Genomic DNA, 15,786 nt, shown 5'->3' with positions numbered 1-15,786 from the left:
CTGTTGAGTTCTCAAACAACCGACGCGCACCGTCCCGACCACCCCACACCGTGGAGCACCCGAACCCGGGGCAACTTCTCCAACTTACCAGACCCGATCCGGCTGGGCAACCACGCTCTCCGCACCGGGACGTGCCCGGCAAGTCGATGTGTGGTTGGCCCCGCAGCGCGGGTCCGCACCCTCCGTGACGGCGGGCGTGGAGCGCCTACCATCTTAGAGGATGATCACCCGAGGGTCCAGCCACCAATTCCGGAGAATCTGCGGTGTCCGGTCCTCCCTGTCGGGCTGACAAGAAGAACACTACAGGGGGCCCGGCCGTGCTCCAAGCCGGCTCGAGGTGACCCCCGGCACACCGGTCCGGGCGGTGGCCCTGGCCCTCAGCGCACCTCTGCGACGGCCAGCGTCCGCTTCCCCCGGCGCAGCACCACGTAGCGCTCCGCGAGGACCGCGCCGGCCCCGAGCACGGCGTCCGGGTCCGTGACCTTGACGTTGTTCAGGTACGCCCCGCCCTCGGTGATCGCCCGACGCGCCGCGCCCTTGGACGCCACGAGGCCCGTCGCGACGAGCACGTCGACCACGGCCGTACCGACGGCCACCTCCGCCCTGGGCAGCTCTGCGACCGCCGCTGCCAGGGTCGGCCCGTCGAGCGAGCCGAGCTCCCCCCGCCCGAAGAGGGCCTGGCTCGCCGCGATCACCGCCTGGGTCGCCCCCTGCCCGTGGACGAGGGTCGTGACGTCGGAGGCGAGCACCCGCTGCGCCTCCCGGGCGGCCGGCCGCTCGGACACCGCTCGCTCCAGCTCCTCGATCTCCTCCCGCGTGCGGAAGGTGAAGATCTTCAGGAACCGGACGACGTCGGCGTCGTCGGCGTTCACCCAGAACTGGTAGAACGCGTACGGGCTCGTCAGCCCGGGGTCCAGCCACACCGTCCCCGACTCGGTCTTGCCGAACTTGGTCCCGTCGGCCTTCGTGATCAGCGGCGTCGTCAGCGCGTGGGCGGCGACGCCCTCGGCCCTGCGGATCAGCTCGACCCCCGACAGCAGGTTGCCCCACTGGTCGGAACCGCCGGTCTGGAGCATCACGCCGTGCCGGCGGTACAGCTCCAGGAAGTCCATGCCCTGCAGGATCTGGTAGCTGAACTCGGTGAAGCTGATCCCCGCCTCGCTGCTCAGCCGGCGCGCCACCGTGTCCTTGGCGAGCATCGTGCCCAACCGGTAGTGCTTGCCGACGTCGCGCAGGAAGTCGATGGCCGACATCGGTGCCGTCCAGTCGAGGTTGTTCACCATCGTGGCGGCGTTCGGGCCGTCGAAGCGCAGCAGGGGTGCGATCTGCGCGCGGATGCGCTCGACCCAGCCCTCGACGACCTCGCGAGGGTTGAGCGTGCGCTCCCCCGCCATCTTCGGGTCGCCGATCAGCCCCGTCGCCCCGCCCACGAGGGCGAACGGCCGGTGCCCGGCGTCCTGCAGCCTGCGCACGGTGAGGATCTGCACGAGGTTGCCGATGTGCAGGCTCGGTGCCGTGGGGTCGAAACCGCAGTACAGGTGCACGGATCCCTCGGACAGCGCCGCACGCAGCGCGTCGGCGTCGGTCGTCTGCGCGATCAGGCCGCGCCACTCGAGCTCGTCGAGGATCTCGCTCACCACAGCTCCTTCGTCACGCGGTGCACGTGCACCGCGAAGCCTCTGCGCGCGCCGGTCGGCCCGCGCGTGCCCATTGTGCCGTGAGCGTGCGCCGCCCCGCGCACGTGCCCCAGGGCCGACGGCGGTGCGCCGCGGCTCAGGCGCGCTGGTAGGCGGGACGATAGGACGAGACCGTGCGTTCGTCGGTGATCCAGAACCGCCAGGCGTACCTCTCCGCGTCGCCGCCCGCGCCGGCGACACCGACGCGCGGCCCGTGCGAGACCGGCGCGCGCAGGTCCCGCGGCGCCCGCCGCAGGTCGAACCGACCCGACGCCCCGGCGACGTCCGCGCCGTCGTCCGCCAGGTCGATGCCGAGCGCGACGGCGAGCCGGCCCGGCCCTCGCGCGATCTGCCGGTCGGAGTCCACGGCGCCCCGGCGCAGCCGACGCTCGCGCGCGAGGCAGACGCCGGCCACGACCTCCCCCGCCCGCAGCAGCACCGCCGACGGCGCCCCCGTCTCGCCCGTGACCACGTTGACGCAGTGGTGCAGCCCCATGTGGCGGTAGACGTACAGGTGCCCGGGCTCGCCGAACATCGACCGGTTGCGGTCCGTGCGTCCGCCCCGCGCGTGGGAGCCCGGGTCGTCCGTGCCGCGGTAGGCCTCGACCTCGGTGATGCGCAGCGTCACCTCGCCCTCCGCGTCGCGGTGCGTGAGAAAGGTGCCCAGCAGGTCGTGCGCGACCTCGAGCACGTCGCGCGCGTACCAGCCGCGCGACGGAGGGACGGTCTCCCGCTCGCGGAAGCCGTTCGTGCCGTGCTCACCCGTGCCGTGCTCACCCGTGCCGTGCTCACCCGTGCCGTGCTCACCCATGGCCAGCTCCTGCCCGTCGGACCCGTCCGCGTGCCGCCAGGGTACGACCACGCCGTCGGACCGCGCACCGGGCCACGCCCTCAGGCTCGGACGAGCCGGCCCCAGCCGTCGACCTCGACGCCGGCGCGCCGGCGCACGTCGTGCTCGGCGAAGAACTCGGCCTCGTCGGCCATCCACCGCAGCCAGTGGTCGCGCTCGCCCTGCCCGTCGCGGGCGAGCCCGCGCCGCAGGCGCTCCGCGTCGGGCGCCTCGACCCACACGAGCAGCGTCGCCCACGGGTCGACCTGGCGCGCACCGGCACCGCACCCCTCGACGACGACGACGGGCGCGAGCGGGACGTCGTGCGCCTCCGCGTACGCGCCGTCCGCCCAGTCGTAGCGCCGGTAGCGGCCGGACCGCCCGGCCGCGAGGGGTCCCAGCACCCAGGACCCGAGGCGCCGCGCGCCACCCGCGGGCCCCGCGTCCCAGCCTTCGTAGAGGTCGTCCATGTGCACCACCTGCGCGTCGAGCGCGACGGCGAGCCGGGCCGCCAGCGTCGACTTGCCCGAGCCGGCAGGGCCGTCCACGCAGACCAGCCGCGTGCGGACCCCGGGGACGGCCGACGGCGCGGCCCTCCCGGGCAGGAGGGCCGCGCCGTCGTGCACCCGCGCCACGATCGTGGCCAGCGCGTCGCGCGGGCCGCTCATCCCCTCAGCCCTGCGCCCAGAAGCGGAACTCGGCCGATCGGGCCTTGGCCTCGCCGAGCTGCTCCGCGACCCGTACCGGCGCGGTGCCGCCCACGCCGTCCCGCGACGCGAGCGACCCCTCGACGCTGAGCACCTCGCGCACCGCGGGGGTCAGGTGCTCCGAGATCCCCGCGAGGTCGGCGTCCGAGAGGTCCCAGAGCTCGATGTCGCGCTCCTCGCACGCGCGCACGCACGCCCCCGCGACCTCGTGGGCCACGCGGAACGGCACGCCCTGACGCACCAGCCACTCCGCGACGTCCGTCGCGAGCGAGAACCCCTGCGGGGCCAGCGACGCCATCCGCTGCGTGTCGAGCTCGAGGGTCGAGACCATCCCGGCGAAGGCCGGCAGCAGCACCTCGAGGGTGTCGACCTGGTCGAACACCGGCTCCTTGTCCTCCTGCAGGTCCCGGTTGTAGGCCAGCGGCAGACCCTTGAGCGTCGCGAGCAGCCCGGTGAGGTCGCCGATGACGCGCCCCGCCTTGCCGCGGGCGAGCTCGGCGACGTCGGGGTTCTTCTTCTGCGGCATGATGCTCGACCCGGTCGAGTACGAGTCGTGCAGCCGCACGAACCCGAACTCCTTGGTCGCCCAGAGGATGATCTCCTCGGCGAACCGCGAGAGGTCGACCGCGAGCATGGCCGCGACGAAGGCGAACTCGGCGACGACGTCGCGCGAGGCGGTGCCGTCGATGGAGTTCTCCACCGGCCCGTCGAAGCCGAGGTCGCGCGCCACGGCCGCCGGGTCGAGCCCGAGCGAGGAGCCCGCGAGCGCCCCGGACCCGTAGGGCGACCTCGCCGCCCGCACGTCCCAGTCGATGAAGCGGTCCACGTCGCGCAGCAGCGGCCAGGCGTGGGCCAGCAGGTGGTGCGCCAGCAGCACCGGCTGGGCGTGCTGCAGGTGCGTGCGCCCGGGCATCGGTGCCTCGCCCGCCGCCTCCGCCTGCTCGATCAGGGCGTCCACGACATCGAGCGCGAGGCCCGCGACCACCCGCGACTCGTCGCGCAGGTACATGCGCGTGAGCGTGGCGATCTGGTCGTTGCGCGACCGGCCCGCCCGGAGCCTGCCCCCGAGCTCCGCGCCGGCACGCTCGATGAGGCCACGCTCGAGGGCGGTGTGCACGTCCTCGTCGTCGTCCCCGGCGACGAACGCCCCCGAGGCCACGTCGTCGCGCAGCCGGTCGAGCGCGGCATGCATGCCCTCGAGCTCGTCGTCGTCGAGCAGCCCCGCCGCGTGCAGGACCTTCGCGTGGGCCTTGGACCCCGCGATGTCCTGGCCGGCGAGGCGCCAGTCGAAGTGCGTGGACCTGCTCAGCGCGGCCAGCGCGTCCGCGGGGCCGCCGGCGAACCGGCCGCCCCACAGGCTCACGCGCTCCTGCTCGGGCGAGCCCTCGTCGTCGGGCATGCTCACGAGGTCCGTGACCTCGGGGGTGACGTCGTCAGTCATCGCTCAGAGCTCTCCGGTGCCGAGGTCGACGCCGTTGCCGAAGCGCACGTCGCGGGCCGCGGCGAGCTTGGACGTCAGACCGTAGATGTCGATGAAGCCGACCGCGCTGGCCTGGTCGAACGAATCGCCCTCGTCGTAGGTCGCGAGGTTGAAGTCGTACAGGCTCTGCTCGGAGCGGCGGCCGGTGACCGTCGCGCGGCCGCCGTGCAGCACCAGGCGGATGTCGCCCGAGACGTACTTCTGCGTGTCGGTGATGAACGTGTCGAGGCTCTTCTTCAGCGGGCTGAACCACTGGCCGTCGTAGACCAGCTCGCTCCAGCGCTGCTCGACGCCCCGCTTGAACCGCGCCTGCTCGCGCTCGAGCGTGACGTTCTCCAGCTCGCGGTGGGCGGCGATCAGCGCCATGGCCCCGGGGGCCTCGTACACCTCGCGGGACTTGATGCCGACGAGGCGGTCCTCGACGATGTCGATGCGCCCCACGCCCTGGGCGCCGGCGCGGCGGTTCATCTCCTGGATCGCCTGCAGCGGGGTGACCGGCACGCCGTCGAGCGCCACGGGCACGCCCTGCTCGAAGGTGATGACGACCTCGTCCGCCACGGGCGGGAACGTCGGGTCGTCGGTGTAGTTGTAGACGTCCTTCGTCGGCGCGTTCCAGATGTCCTCGAGGAAGCCGGTCTCGACGGCGCGGCCCCACACGTTCTGGTCGATCGAGAACGGGTTGTTCTTCGTGGTCTCGATGGGCAGCGAGTGCTTCTCGGCGTAGGCGATCGCCTTCTCGCGCGTCAGGGCGAGGTCGCGCACGGGCGCCAGGCACTTGAGGTCGGGCGCCAGCGAGGTGATCGACACCTCGAAGCGCACCTGGTCGTTGCCCTTGCCGGTGCAGCCGTGGGCGACGGTCGAGGCGCCGAACTGGCGCGCGGCGCGCACGAGGTGCTTGACGATCACCGGGCGGGAGATGCCCGAGACGAGCGGGTAGGCGTCCTGGTAGAGGCCGTTCGCGGCGAGGGCCGGCATGCAGTACTCGGCGGCGAACTCGTCGCGGGCGTCCGCCACGTAGGCCTCGACGGCGCCGCAGTCGAGGGCCCGACGGCGGATGACCTCGAGGTCCTCGCCGCCCTGGCCGACGTCGACCGCCACGGCGACGACCTCGGCCCCGGTGGCCTCGCCGATCCAGCCGATGGCCACGGAGGTGTCCAGCCCGCCCGAGTAGGCGAGGACGACGCGATCAGTCATGTCTGTCTCTTCTTTCAGCTCGTGGGTGTGTCAGGAGAAGCTCGAGGGGGTCTAGCCCGGGGGGTCGGGCCGCGCCGCAAGCGCGAGGAAGCGCGCCGCGACGTCCTCCCCGCCGTCCGGGTCCCGTCCGATGACGAGGACGGTGTCGTCGCCGGCGATGGTCCCCATGACGCCGGAGAACACCGAGTGGTCGATCGCCGACGCGAGATACTGTGCCGCTCCCGGGGGGGTGCGCAGCACGACGAGGTTGCCCGACGCCTCGGCCGAGACGAGGAGCTCGCCGCACAGCCGCGCCAGGCGCGCGGCGACGTACTCGGCGTCGCTGCCCGCCTGGACGCTGCGGTCGCCGCCCTCGCCGGGCACGGCGTACGCGAGCCCGCCCGACGGCAGGCGGACCTTCTCCGCGCGCAGCTCGACGAGGTCGCGCGAGAGCGTCGCCTGCGTGACGCTGACGCCCTCCGCCGCGAGCGCCCGCGCGAGCTCGGCCTGCGAGTGGATCTCGCCGCGGCGCACCAGCTCGATGATCCGGGCGTGCCGCGCCGCGCGGGTCGTGGGCACGCCGTTCACGACCGCTCCAGGAGCCACGTGAGGACCGCCTTCTGGGCGTGCAGGCGGTTCTCGGCCTCGTCCCAGACGGCGCTGCGCGGCCCGTCGATCACCTCGGCGGTGATCTCCTTGCCGCGGTACGCCGGCAGGCAGTGCAGGACGATCGCGTCCTGCGCCGCGTGCTCGAGGAGCTCGGCGTTCACCTGGTAGGGCAGGAACACGGTGGCGCGTGCGACCGCGCTCGCCTCGTCCCCCATCGACACCCACGTGTCGGTGACGACGACGTCGGCCCCGGTGACGGCCGCCACCGGGTCCGCGGTGACGTGCACCGAGCCGCCGGTCGAGGCGGCGACCCGGGCGGCGTCGGCGAGGACGTCCGCCGCCGGCGGAAAGGCCGGCGGCGTGCCGACCCGTACGTGCATGCCCGCGGTCGCACCGCCCAGGAGGTAGGAGTGGGCCATGTTGTTGGCCCCGTCCCCGACGTAGGCGAGCGTGAGGCCCGCGAGGGCGTCGACCCCGCCGCGCAGCTGGGCGACGGTCAGCAGGTCCGCGAGGATCTGGCACGGGTGGAAGTCGTCGGTCAGGGCGTTCAGGACGGGCACCGCGGAGTACGCCGCCATCTCCGCCAGGTTCGCCTGCGCGAACGTGCGCCACACGATGGCCGCGCACTGACGGTCGAGGACCCGCGCCGTGTCGGCGACCGGCTCGCCGCGGCCGAGCTGGCTCGTCGCGGAGTCGATGACCAGCGGGTATCCCCCGAGCTCGGCCACGCCCGTCGCGAAGGAGACCCGGGTGCGGGTCGACGGCTTGTCGAACATCACGGCCACCGAGCGCGGGCCGCGCAGGGGCGTGCGCAGGAAGCGGTCCTCGCGGAACGCCAGGCCGAGCTCGAGCACCTCGCGCTGCTCCGCGGGGCTCAGGTCGTCGTCGCGCAGCAGGTGTCGCGTCATGATTCCTCCTCCTCGAACGGCGGCAGCGACGCGAACATCGCGACGGTGTCGCGGACCTGCTCGGCCGTCAGGATCAGCGGCGGTGCCAGCCGGACCGCGTCCGGGGCGACCGCGTTGACGACGAAGCCCGCGTCGAGCGCGTGCCGGGCGACCCGGGCCGCGACGGGCGCGGTGAGCTGGACGGCGAGCAGCAGACCGCGCCCGCGCACGCCCTCGACGAGCGGGTTGCCGCAGCCGGTGATGCCGTCGCGCAGCGCGGCGCCCGTGCGGCGCACGTTCTCGAGCAGCCCGTCCCGCTCGATGACCCCGAGCGTCGCCAGCGCCGCCGCCGCGGCGACCGGGTTGCCGCCGAACGTGGTCCCGTGCTGCCCGCGGCCGAACAGGGTGGCGGCGCGCTCGCCGTAGGCGATCACCGCCCCGACCGGGATGCCGCCGCCGAGCCCCTTGGCGAGCGTGACCACGTCCGGCACGATCCCGCCGCCCACCTCGTCGTCCTGGTACGCGAACCACGAGCCCGTGCGGCCGACTCCGGTCTGCACCTCGTCGAGGACGAGCAGCGCGCCGTGCTCCCGGGTGAGCTCGCGCGCCCGCACCAGGAACCCGGCCGGCAGCTCGCGCACCCCCGCCTCGCCCTGGACGGGCTCGAGCACGAGCGCCGCGACCGGGCCGCGGTCCGGCCCTGCGGCGAAGGCTGCCTCCAGCGCGGCGACGTCCCGCGCGACGAACTCGACGCCGCCCGGGAGCGGCTCGAACGGCTCGCGGTACGCCGCCTTGGACGTCATGGCCAGGGCGCCCATGGTCCGGCCGTGGAAGCCGCCCTCGAGGGCCAGGACGCGCGGCGTCGGCGCGGCGTCGTGCGTGGCCTCGCCCCCGCCGTGGCCGGCGGCGAGCCCCGCGCCGGCGAGCCGCGCCATCTTGAACGCGGCCTCGTTGGCCTCCGTGCCGGAGTTGGTGAAGAACACCCGCGAGCCCGCCGGCGCACCGGCGAGGTCGAGGAGCCGCTCCGCGAGCCCGATCTGCGCCGGGGTGCCGAAGAAGTTCGAGACGTGCCCGAGCGTGCCGAGCTGCGCGCTCACGGCCGCCGTCAGGGTGGGGTGGGCGTGGCCCAGGGCGTTGACCGCGATGCCCGCGAGCAGGTCGAGGTAGCGCCGGCCGTCGGCGTCCCACACGTACGCGCCCTCGCCCCGCACCAGCACCCGCTGCGGGGGCCCGAAGGTGTCCATGAGGGCGCCCTCGTAGCGCCCGGTCCAGTGCCGCACCGAGTCGCCGGACCCGGGCGCCGAGTCGAGGTAGCCCTCGTTCTCCCGCACCGGCCCCGCATCCTTCTCGGGTGCCGTCACCGCGTCAGGCGTCCCGATCGTCGTGCCCTCCCCGAGGTTCCCGTCGGCGCTCATGCGGACACCTCCGCAGGGACGACCATCGTGCCGATGCCCTTGGTCGTGAAGACCTCCTGGAGCACCGCGTGGGCGACGCGCCCGTCGATCACGTGCGCTCCGGGGACCCCGCCCCGCACCGCGCGCAGGCACGCCTCCATCTTGGGGACCATGCCGGACTCGAGAGTGGGCAGCAGCTCCGCGAGCGCGTCCTCCCCGATCTCGTGGGCCAGCGAGCCCCGGTCGGGCCAGTCGGTGTAGAGGCCCTCGACGTCGGTCAGGACGATGAGCTTGGTCGCGTCGAGCGCGACCGCGAGCGCCGCCGCGGCCGTGTCGGCGTTGACGTTCAGCACCTGGGTCGGGTCGTCGACGTCGGGGGCGACGGTCGAGACGACCGGGATGCGGTAGGCGTCCAGCAGGTCCCGCACGGCGCGCGGGTCGACCGAGACGATGTCGCCGACCTGCCCGACGTCGACGAGCTCGCCGTCGACCGTGGCGCGCCGACGACGGGCGGCGAGCAGCGCACCGTCCTCGCCCGAGAGCCCCACCGCGTACGGGCCGTGGGCGTTGATCAGGCCGACGAGCTCGCGCGAGACGGAACCGGTCAGCACCATCCGCACGACGTCCATGGCCTCGGGCGTGGTGACGCGCAGCCCCCCGCGGAACTCGGACTCGATGCCCAGCCGCGAGAGCATCGAGGAGATCTGCGGGCCGCCGCCGTGCACGACGACGGGACGCATGCCGACCTGGCGCAGGAAGACCATGTCCTGGGCGAACGCCTGCTTGAGCTCGTCGTCGATCATCGCGTTGCCGCCGTACTTGACGACGACGACGGCGCCGTTGAGCTTCTGCAGCCACGGCAGCGCCTCGACGAGCACCTCGGCCTTCTGGCCCGGGCGCAGGTCCGTGAGCGCGTCGAAGCGGTCCTCGTGCGGCATCGGCCCGCCGCCGGCGAGCTCCTCGAGCCGTTCCGCGGTCGCGGGGACCGAGCCGTCCTGGGTGGTGCCGGTCACATCTGCTCCCGGGTTCTGGTCGGTGGTCGCGTCGCTCATGAGGAGTACGCGCTGTTCTCGTGGACGTAGTCGTGGGTGAGGTCGTTGGTCCAGACCGTGGCCCGGGCCCCGCCCGCGTGCAGGTCGATCTCGACGTGCACCTCGCGCCCGGAGGCGAGGTCGACCAGCTCGCGCGCCTCCCCCACGCCCCCGGCGCGGCAGACCTGGACACCGTTGATCGTCACGTCGAGCTCGTCGGCGTCGAACGGTGCGACGTCCTCCGGCACGGTCCCCGCCGCCGAGAGCACGCGGCCCCAGTTGGGGTCGTTGCCGAAGACGGCGGCCTTGAAGAGGTTCGACCGGGTGACCGCCCGGCACACGGCGACGGCGGCGTCCTCGGTGGTGGCGTTGACCGTGGTCACCGCGATGTCGTGGCTCGCGCCCTCGGCGTCCGCGACCAGCCCGCGCGCCAGCTCCGCGCACCCTGCGGTGAGGGCCTGCGTGAGCTGCGGCCCGGAGACCTCGACGCCGGAGGCGCCGGACGCCAGCAGGACCACGGTGTCGTTCGTGGACATGCAGCCGTCGGAGTCGACGCGGTCGAACGTCGTGCGGGTCGCGGCGCGCAGCGCGGCGTCGGCCGTCGCGGCATCCACCACGGCGTCGGTGGTGAGCACGCACAGCATCGTCGCGAGGCCCGGGGCGAGCATGCCCGCGCCCTTGGCCATCCCGCCCACCGACCAGCCCTCGCGCACCACGTGCGTGGTCTTGGGCACCGTGTCGGTCGTCATGATCGCGTGGGCCGCGTCCGGGCCGCCGTCCGCGGAGAGCGCCCCGGCCGCGGCGTCGGCGCCCGCGAGCAGCTCGGCCATCGGCAGCCGCACGCCGATCAGCCCCGTCGAGCACACGAGCGTGTCACCGGCGGAGACGCCGAGCAGCCCCGCCACGTGCTCCGCCGTGCGGTGCGTGTCGCCGAACCCGTCCGGTCCCGTGCACGCGTTCGCGCCACCCGAGTTCAGGACCACGGCGTGCGCGACGCCGTCCGCGACGACCTGGCGCGACCACACCACCGGCGCGGCGACGACCCGGTTGGACGTGAAGACCCCGGCCGCGACGTGCCGCGGCCCGTCGTTGACGACGAGCGCCACGTCCTTCGCTCCGGTGGACTTCAGCCCGGCGACGACGCCGGCGGCGCGGAACCCGAGCGGTGCGGTGACGCTCACGGCGCGACCCCTTCCGTGGTGAGCCCGAGCGTCTCCTCGAGACCCAGGGCGATGTTCATGGACTGCACCGCGGCGCCCGCGGTGCCCTTGACGAGGTTGTCGAGCGCGGTCACGGTCACGACGCGCCCGACGGCGCGGTCCACCACCACCTGCACGAGGGCGCTGTTCGAGCCGAGCGTCATGGCCGTCGTCGGCCACTGCCCCGGCGGCAGGAGGTGCACGAACGTCTCCTGCGCGTAGGCGTCCGCCCAGGCGGCGCGCACCTGCGCGTCGTCGGCGTCGGCGTGGGCCGGGGCGAGCCGCGCCGTGGCGGTCGCCAGGATGCCGCGCGACATCGGGACGAGGGTCGGCGTGAACGAGAGAGTGACGTCCTCGGCACCCGCCGCGCGCAGGTTCTGGCGGATCTCGGGGATGTGGCGGTGCGTGCCGCCGACGGCGTACGGCTGGGCCGACTGGGCGGCCTCGGCCGCCAGCAGGTGCGGCCGCAGGGCCTTCCCGGCCCCCGAGTACCCGTTCGCGAGGACCGCGACGACGTCGGTGGTATCGAGGAGGCCGGCGGCGACCCCGGGCTGGAGGCCCAGCGTCACGGCGGTGACGTTGCACCCGGGGACGGCGATGCGGCGCGCTCCGGCGAGGGCCTCGCGCTGGCGGGTGCCGGAGCCGGTGATCAGCTCGGGCATGCCGTAGGGCCAGGTGCCGGCGTGCGCGGTGCCGTAGAACGCGGTCCAGTCGTCGGCGGACGCCAGCCGGTGGTCCGCCCCGAGGTCGATCGCCAGGACGTCGTCGGGCAGCTGCGCCGCGATCTCGCCGGAGGCCCCGTGCGGGAGCGCGAGCACGACGACGTCGTGCCCGGCGAGGTGGTCGACGCTCGTCGGGAGCAGCACGCGGTCGGCCAGCGAGCGCAGGTGCGGCTGGAGCTCGCCCAGCGCGCTCCCCGCGCTGGAGTGCGCCGTGAGCGCGCCGATCTCCACCCCGGGGTGGGCCGCGAGCAGCCGGAGCACCTCGCCGCCCGCGTATCCCGAGGCTCCTGCAACTGCCACTGTGACCGCCATATGCATAGTCTGACATATCTATACAGGGCGAGTCGAACGCGCCCTCGGGACCCCGGACGTAGTCTGACGAGGATGCGCGCGATCCAGGCCCGCGAGGCGGGCGGCCCCGACGTCCTCGAGCTCGTCGAGCTCCCCGACCCCGAGCCCGGCCCCGGCCAGGTCCTCGTGACCGTCGCGGCGGCGGGGGTGAACTTCATCGACACCTACCGGCGCGCGGGCGTCTACCCCGTCCCCTTCCCGCACCGCCTCGGCTCGGACGGCGGCGGCACCGTCACCGCCGTCGGGCCCGGCCTCGCGCCGGGCTCGTGGACCGTCGGGGACCGCGTCGCCTGGGTCTCCGCCCCCGGCTCGTACGCCGACCTCGTCCTCGTCGACGCGGACCAGCTGCTCGCGGTGCCCGACGACGTCCCGCTCGACCGGGCGGCGGCCGTCGTCTTCCAGGGGCTCACCGCCCAGTACCTCGTCACGGCCAGCCACCGCGTCGCACAGGGCGAGACCGTGCTGGTCCACGCCGGCGCCGGCGGCGTCGGGCTGCTGCTGACCCAGCTCGCCGCCGCCCGCGGCGCCCGGGTCCTCGCCACCGTCTCGACGGAGGCCAAGGCGGAGCTCTCCCGCGCGGCGGGCGCCGACGACGTCGTGCTCTACTCCGGGCTCGACGACCTGACCACCGAGCTGCCCGAGATCGTCCGGGGGCTCACCGGCGGGCGCGGCGTCGACGCCGTCTACGACTCGGTCGGCAAGGACACGTTCGACGCCTCGCTCGCCTCCCTCGCGCCGCGCGGCACGCTCGTGCTCTTCGGCGGGTCCTCGGGACAGGTGCCCCCCGTGGACCTGCAGCGTCTCAACGCGGCCGGGTCGGTCTTCGTCACCCGCCCCAAGCTCGACGACCACGTCGCGACGCGCGCCGAGCTCGAGGCCCGGGCGGCCGACGTGCTGGGCGCCGTCGCGGACGGGAGCCTGGACGTACGGATCGGCGCGACCTACGCGCTGGAGGACGCCGCGGCGGCGCACCGGGCGCTCGAGTCCCGCGGGACGACGGGCAAGGTCCTGCTCCTGCCCAGCACCGCGTGATCCCCGTCCCCGGGGACGGGGGGCCGTCGCCGGCCCTGCGGCGGACCGTGACGGTGCTGGTGGTCGTGCTCAGCGCGCTGCTCGTCGTGTCCTGGTCCGTGCGGTGGGTGCGCGGGGAGGGGGACCGGTGCGTCGCCGGGCGACCCGCGGGGGTGTCCGCCGAGCAGGTCGCCTCGCAGTGGCGCTGGTGGCCGCCCGGCTACCGGTGCGTGTACCCGGACGACGCCGGGACGAGCGTCTGAGCCTCGCTCGTCCCCTCGAGACCCTGGTCGAAGAACAGCTGCTCGTGCATCGCCGAGAGCTCGAACGCCCGCAGCATCCGCCGGCGCTCCGCGGGACCGGCCGCCCGCGCCGCCGCGTCGGCGAGCCCGCACGCGCGGCGCGTCGCCTCCGCGAACGCGGGGTCGGCGTACTGGGCGATCCAGGCGCCGTACGGGTGCGCCGCGAGGTCGCCGGCCCGCGCCGCCAGCGACTCGCCGACGTGCGCGTAGAGCCAGAAGCACGGCAGCAGCGCCGCGACCGTCTCCGCGTAGGAGCCGGCAGCCGCCGCGTGGAGGTGGCCGGTGTACGCGGCGGTGACCCCGGACGGCTCGACCCGGGCGACGTCGTCGGCGTCCATGCCGGCGTGCTCGGCGAGCCAGCGCACGTGCAGGTCCTGCTCCGCGTCCACCGCACCGAGCGCCGAGCGTGCGAAGAAGGCGCGCGCGCCCGGGTCGGGCGCCGCCGCCGACGCGCGCGAGAGGACCCGCGAGTACTGCTCGAGGTATGCGGCGTCCTGCGCGAGGTAGGACGCGAACGCGGCGGGCGCCAGGCTCCCGTCCCCCAGCGCCCGGACGAACGCGTTCTCCTCGATCGCGCTGCGCCACGGCGCGACGCGCTCCCACGCCTCCTCGCTGAAGGGTCGCGCCGGCACGAGCTCGTGCAGGTGGTCGACCGGGCCGCGCCCGGTCCCCACGGCGAGAGCGCCCCCCGCGCGCAGCGCGCCCGTGAGCCACTCCTTGGCCTCGCGCGCGGCGGGCTCCCACCCGTCGCGCTGGGGGCGCAGGGCCGCGAGCGCCGCGGACAGGGAGCACCCGGTGCCGTGCGTGTGCGGCGTCTCCACACGCTCCGCCTCGAGGAGCACGCACCCTCCTGCGGAGACGAGGGCGTCGGGGCTGGTCGTGCCCGCCAGGTGGCCGCCCTTCGCGAGCACCAGCGTGCCGGTCGTCGCCGCGAGCCGCGCCGCCTGGTCGAGCACCGCCTCCCAGGATCCGGCCTCGGTCTCGCCGAGCAGCACCGCGAGCTCGGGGACGTTCGGGGTGACCACCTCGGCCCGCCCCACGAGCGCGCGCACCGCGTCCTCCGCGCCGGCGTCCAGGAGCCGGTGCCCGCTCGTCGCCACCATCACCGGGTCGAGGACGACGAACGGCGGCCGGACCCGGTCGAGCCACCGCGCGATCGTGCGCGCCCCGGCAGCGTCGGCGACCATCCCGATCTTCACGGCGTCGACCGCCACGTCGTCCGACACCGCGTCGAGCTGCGCCGCGAGGACCTCCGGTCCCGGGACGTGCACGAGCCGGACGCCGTGCGTGTTCTGGGCGACCACCGCCGTCGTCACCGCCATCCCGTACGCGCCGTGGGCCGCGAACGACTTGAGGTCGGCCTGGATCCCGGCGCCCCCCGTCGGGTCGGTCCCCGCGACGGACAGCACGCGGGGGCGCGAGCCGGTCGCCCGGCGGACGCTCCGCGCCCCGTCCGCCGGGGAGGGGGCCATGACGGCAGGGACCGTCGGGGCAGGGGCAGCAGACGTCATGGCGACATCCCTTCGCTAGTACGAGCTAGATCAGGTTCGACGGGTCTCTTCTCAGCCCTCGCCGTGCGGCGGGGGCACCCCGTGTCGTTCCCGAGCATGCTAGTGCGCGGAGGTCGGCCGTACCCGTCAGGCCTGGTGGATCGCCTCGCCGGCGATCTCCAGGGACACCTTCTTGCCGACGAGGAACCCCCCGGTCTCCAGGAGCACGTTCCACACCAGGCCGTAGTCCTCGCGGTCGAACTGCCCGGTCGCGTGGAAGCCGAAGATGTCGCGGCCGTAGGGGTCGCGGCTCGCTCCCCCGAACTGCATCGTCAGGTCGATCGGGCGGGTCACGTCACGGATCGTCAGGAGGCCCGCGACCAGGAAGCGGCCCGACGGCGCCGCCGCGGCCTGCACCCGCTCCGCCGGGACCGTGGCCCGCTCGGGCGAGCGGTTGCGCAGCCGCGCCCACGCGAGGATCGAGTCCTGCTCGCCGCCCTGCCACGTGACGGACGTGCTGCGGAAGTCGAGCGTCGGGTACGTCTCGACGTCCAGGAAGTCGGCGCTGCGCAGGTGCACGTCGCGGTCGCCGTTCTGCGTCATGATGCTCGCCGCGTCGATGGACGCGGTGACCCGGGAGGCGAGCGGGTCCTCGGCGACCTCGATCGTCGCGCTCGCGCTCGTGAACTCGCCCCGGATCGGCGAGACCATCATGTGCTGGCCCACGAACCCCACGCGCCTGTGCGCCTCGTCGAGGGTGTAGGTGCCCGCGTCAGGAACGGTCAGGCCGTTCCACTGCCGGACCGGCCGTGTCGTCATGCGTCGCCCTCCGGCGTCTCTCGTCGACCCCCGCCGGCCTCGGGCCGACGATGGTCAGGTGTCCTGACGAGCATCTCGGACGTGCCGGTGAAGATTCAACTTCGTG

The 15,786-nt window shown here is 74.4% G+C and carries 15 protein-coding genes and 1 riboswitch; of the genes, 2 read left to right on the top strand and 13 right to left on the bottom strand.

The window, feature by feature from the left end; all coding sequences use genetic code 11:
- Positions 1-377 precede the first annotated feature (377 nt).
- The 11 genes from tyrS to argC all read right to left on the bottom strand — a co-directional run bounded on the left by tyrS (position 378) and on the right by argC (position 12,025).
- A complete protein-coding gene (gene tyrS / locus EDF32_RS06275; protein ID WP_123307700.1) occupies positions 378-1,637 on the bottom strand; it encodes a tyrosine--tRNA ligase in 1,260 nt (419 codons plus the stop codon).
- Positions 1,638-1,773: 136 nt separating this feature from the next.
- Positions 1,774-2,487: a DNA-3-methyladenine glycosylase gene (locus tag EDF32_RS06270; RefSeq protein ID WP_123307699.1), complete on the bottom strand. Its 714-nt coding sequence runs from the start codon at positions 2,485-2,487 to the stop codon at positions 1,774-1,776.
- An 80-nt stretch (positions 2,488-2,567) separates the two neighbouring features.
- A complete protein-coding gene (locus tag EDF32_RS06265) occupies positions 2,568-3,173 on the bottom strand; it encodes a uridine kinase (protein ID WP_123307620.1) in 606 nt (201 codons plus the stop codon).
- 4 nt (positions 3,174-3,177) lie between these two features.
- The gene (gene argH / locus EDF32_RS06260; protein WP_123307698.1) at positions 3,178-4,611 is read right to left on the bottom strand and encodes an argininosuccinate lyase; all 1,434 of its coding nucleotides are present in this window, start codon (positions 4,609-4,611) and stop codon (positions 3,178-3,180) included.
- Positions 4,612-4,656: 45 nt separating this feature from the next.
- Positions 4,657-5,886, bottom strand: coding sequence for an argininosuccinate synthase (locus EDF32_RS06255; RefSeq protein WP_123307619.1), 1,230 nt, complete (start codon positions 5,884-5,886; stop codon positions 4,657-4,659).
- A 51-nt stretch (positions 5,887-5,937) separates the two neighbouring features.
- Entirely contained in the window at positions 5,938-6,471 is a 534-nt protein-coding gene (locus tag EDF32_RS06250) for an arginine repressor (protein ID WP_233565742.1), read from the bottom strand.
- A complete protein-coding gene (gene argF / locus EDF32_RS06245) occupies positions 6,450-7,382 on the bottom strand; it encodes an ornithine carbamoyltransferase (RefSeq protein WP_123307617.1) in 933 nt (310 codons plus the stop codon). Before argF ends, EDF32_RS06250 begins: the two co-directional genes overlap by 22 nt.
- Entirely contained in the window at positions 7,379-8,776 is a 1,398-nt protein-coding gene (locus EDF32_RS06240) for an acetylornithine transaminase (RefSeq protein ID WP_123307616.1), read from the bottom strand. The genes argF and EDF32_RS06240 overlap by 4 nt, the downstream gene beginning before the upstream one ends.
- The gene (argB, locus tag EDF32_RS06235; protein ID WP_123307697.1) at positions 8,773-9,693 is read right to left on the bottom strand and encodes an acetylglutamate kinase; all 921 of its coding nucleotides are present in this window, start codon (positions 9,691-9,693) and stop codon (positions 8,773-8,775) included. The genes EDF32_RS06240 and argB overlap by 4 nt, the downstream gene beginning before the upstream one ends.
- Before the next feature lie 110 nt (positions 9,694-9,803).
- Positions 9,804-10,967 (bottom strand): bifunctional glutamate N-acetyltransferase/amino-acid acetyltransferase ArgJ, encoded by a 1,164-nt coding sequence (argJ, locus tag EDF32_RS06230; RefSeq protein ID WP_123307615.1) that lies wholly within the window; start codon positions 10,965-10,967, stop codon positions 9,804-9,806.
- Positions 10,964-12,025 carry an N-acetyl-gamma-glutamyl-phosphate reductase gene (gene argC / locus EDF32_RS06225; protein WP_123307614.1) on the bottom strand — a complete coding sequence of 354 codons (1,062 nt, stop codon included), beginning with the start codon at positions 12,023-12,025 and terminating at the stop codon, positions 10,964-10,966. Before argC ends, argJ begins: the two co-directional genes overlap by 4 nt.
- Before the next feature lie 66 nt (positions 12,026-12,091).
- On the opposite strand from argC, the gene EDF32_RS06220 reads away from it, so the two are divergent.
- Together EDF32_RS06220 and EDF32_RS06215 are read left to right on the top strand one after the other, a co-directional pair.
- Positions 12,092-13,090 (top strand): quinone oxidoreductase, encoded by a 999-nt coding sequence (locus tag EDF32_RS06220; protein WP_123307613.1) that lies wholly within the window; start codon positions 12,092-12,094, stop codon positions 13,088-13,090.
- Complete coding sequence (locus EDF32_RS06215; protein ID WP_123307612.1) at positions 13,087-13,332, top strand: hypothetical protein; 246 nt, start codon at positions 13,087-13,089, stop codon at positions 13,330-13,332. The genes EDF32_RS06220 and EDF32_RS06215 overlap by 4 nt, the downstream gene beginning before the upstream one ends.
- Here EDF32_RS06215 and thiD read toward each other — a convergent pair.
- Both thiD and EDF32_RS06205 read right to left on the bottom strand, forming a co-directional pair.
- A complete protein-coding gene (gene thiD, locus EDF32_RS06210; protein WP_123307611.1) occupies positions 13,290-14,882 on the bottom strand; it encodes a bifunctional hydroxymethylpyrimidine kinase/phosphomethylpyrimidine kinase in 1,593 nt (530 codons plus the stop codon). The genes EDF32_RS06215 and thiD overlap by 43 nt on opposite strands.
- Positions 14,873-14,974: riboswitch (TPP riboswitch) on the bottom strand. Its footprint overlaps the gene before it by 10 nt.
- 34 nt (positions 14,975-15,008) lie before the next feature.
- The gene (locus EDF32_RS06205) at positions 15,009-15,680 is read right to left on the bottom strand and encodes a YceI family protein (RefSeq protein WP_123307610.1); all 672 of its coding nucleotides are present in this window, start codon (positions 15,678-15,680) and stop codon (positions 15,009-15,011) included.
- Positions 15,681-15,786: the final 106 nt, after the last annotated feature.

Origin of the sequence: Cellulomonas sp. PhB143, assembly GCF_003752595.1 — a bacterium.
In the GTDB taxonomy this organism is placed as follows: Bacteria; Actinomycetota; Actinomycetes; order Actinomycetales; family Cellulomonadaceae; genus Paraoerskovia.
Note: the sequence above shows the minus strand (reverse complement) of the source record. Positions and strands in the feature narration are given on the sequence as shown.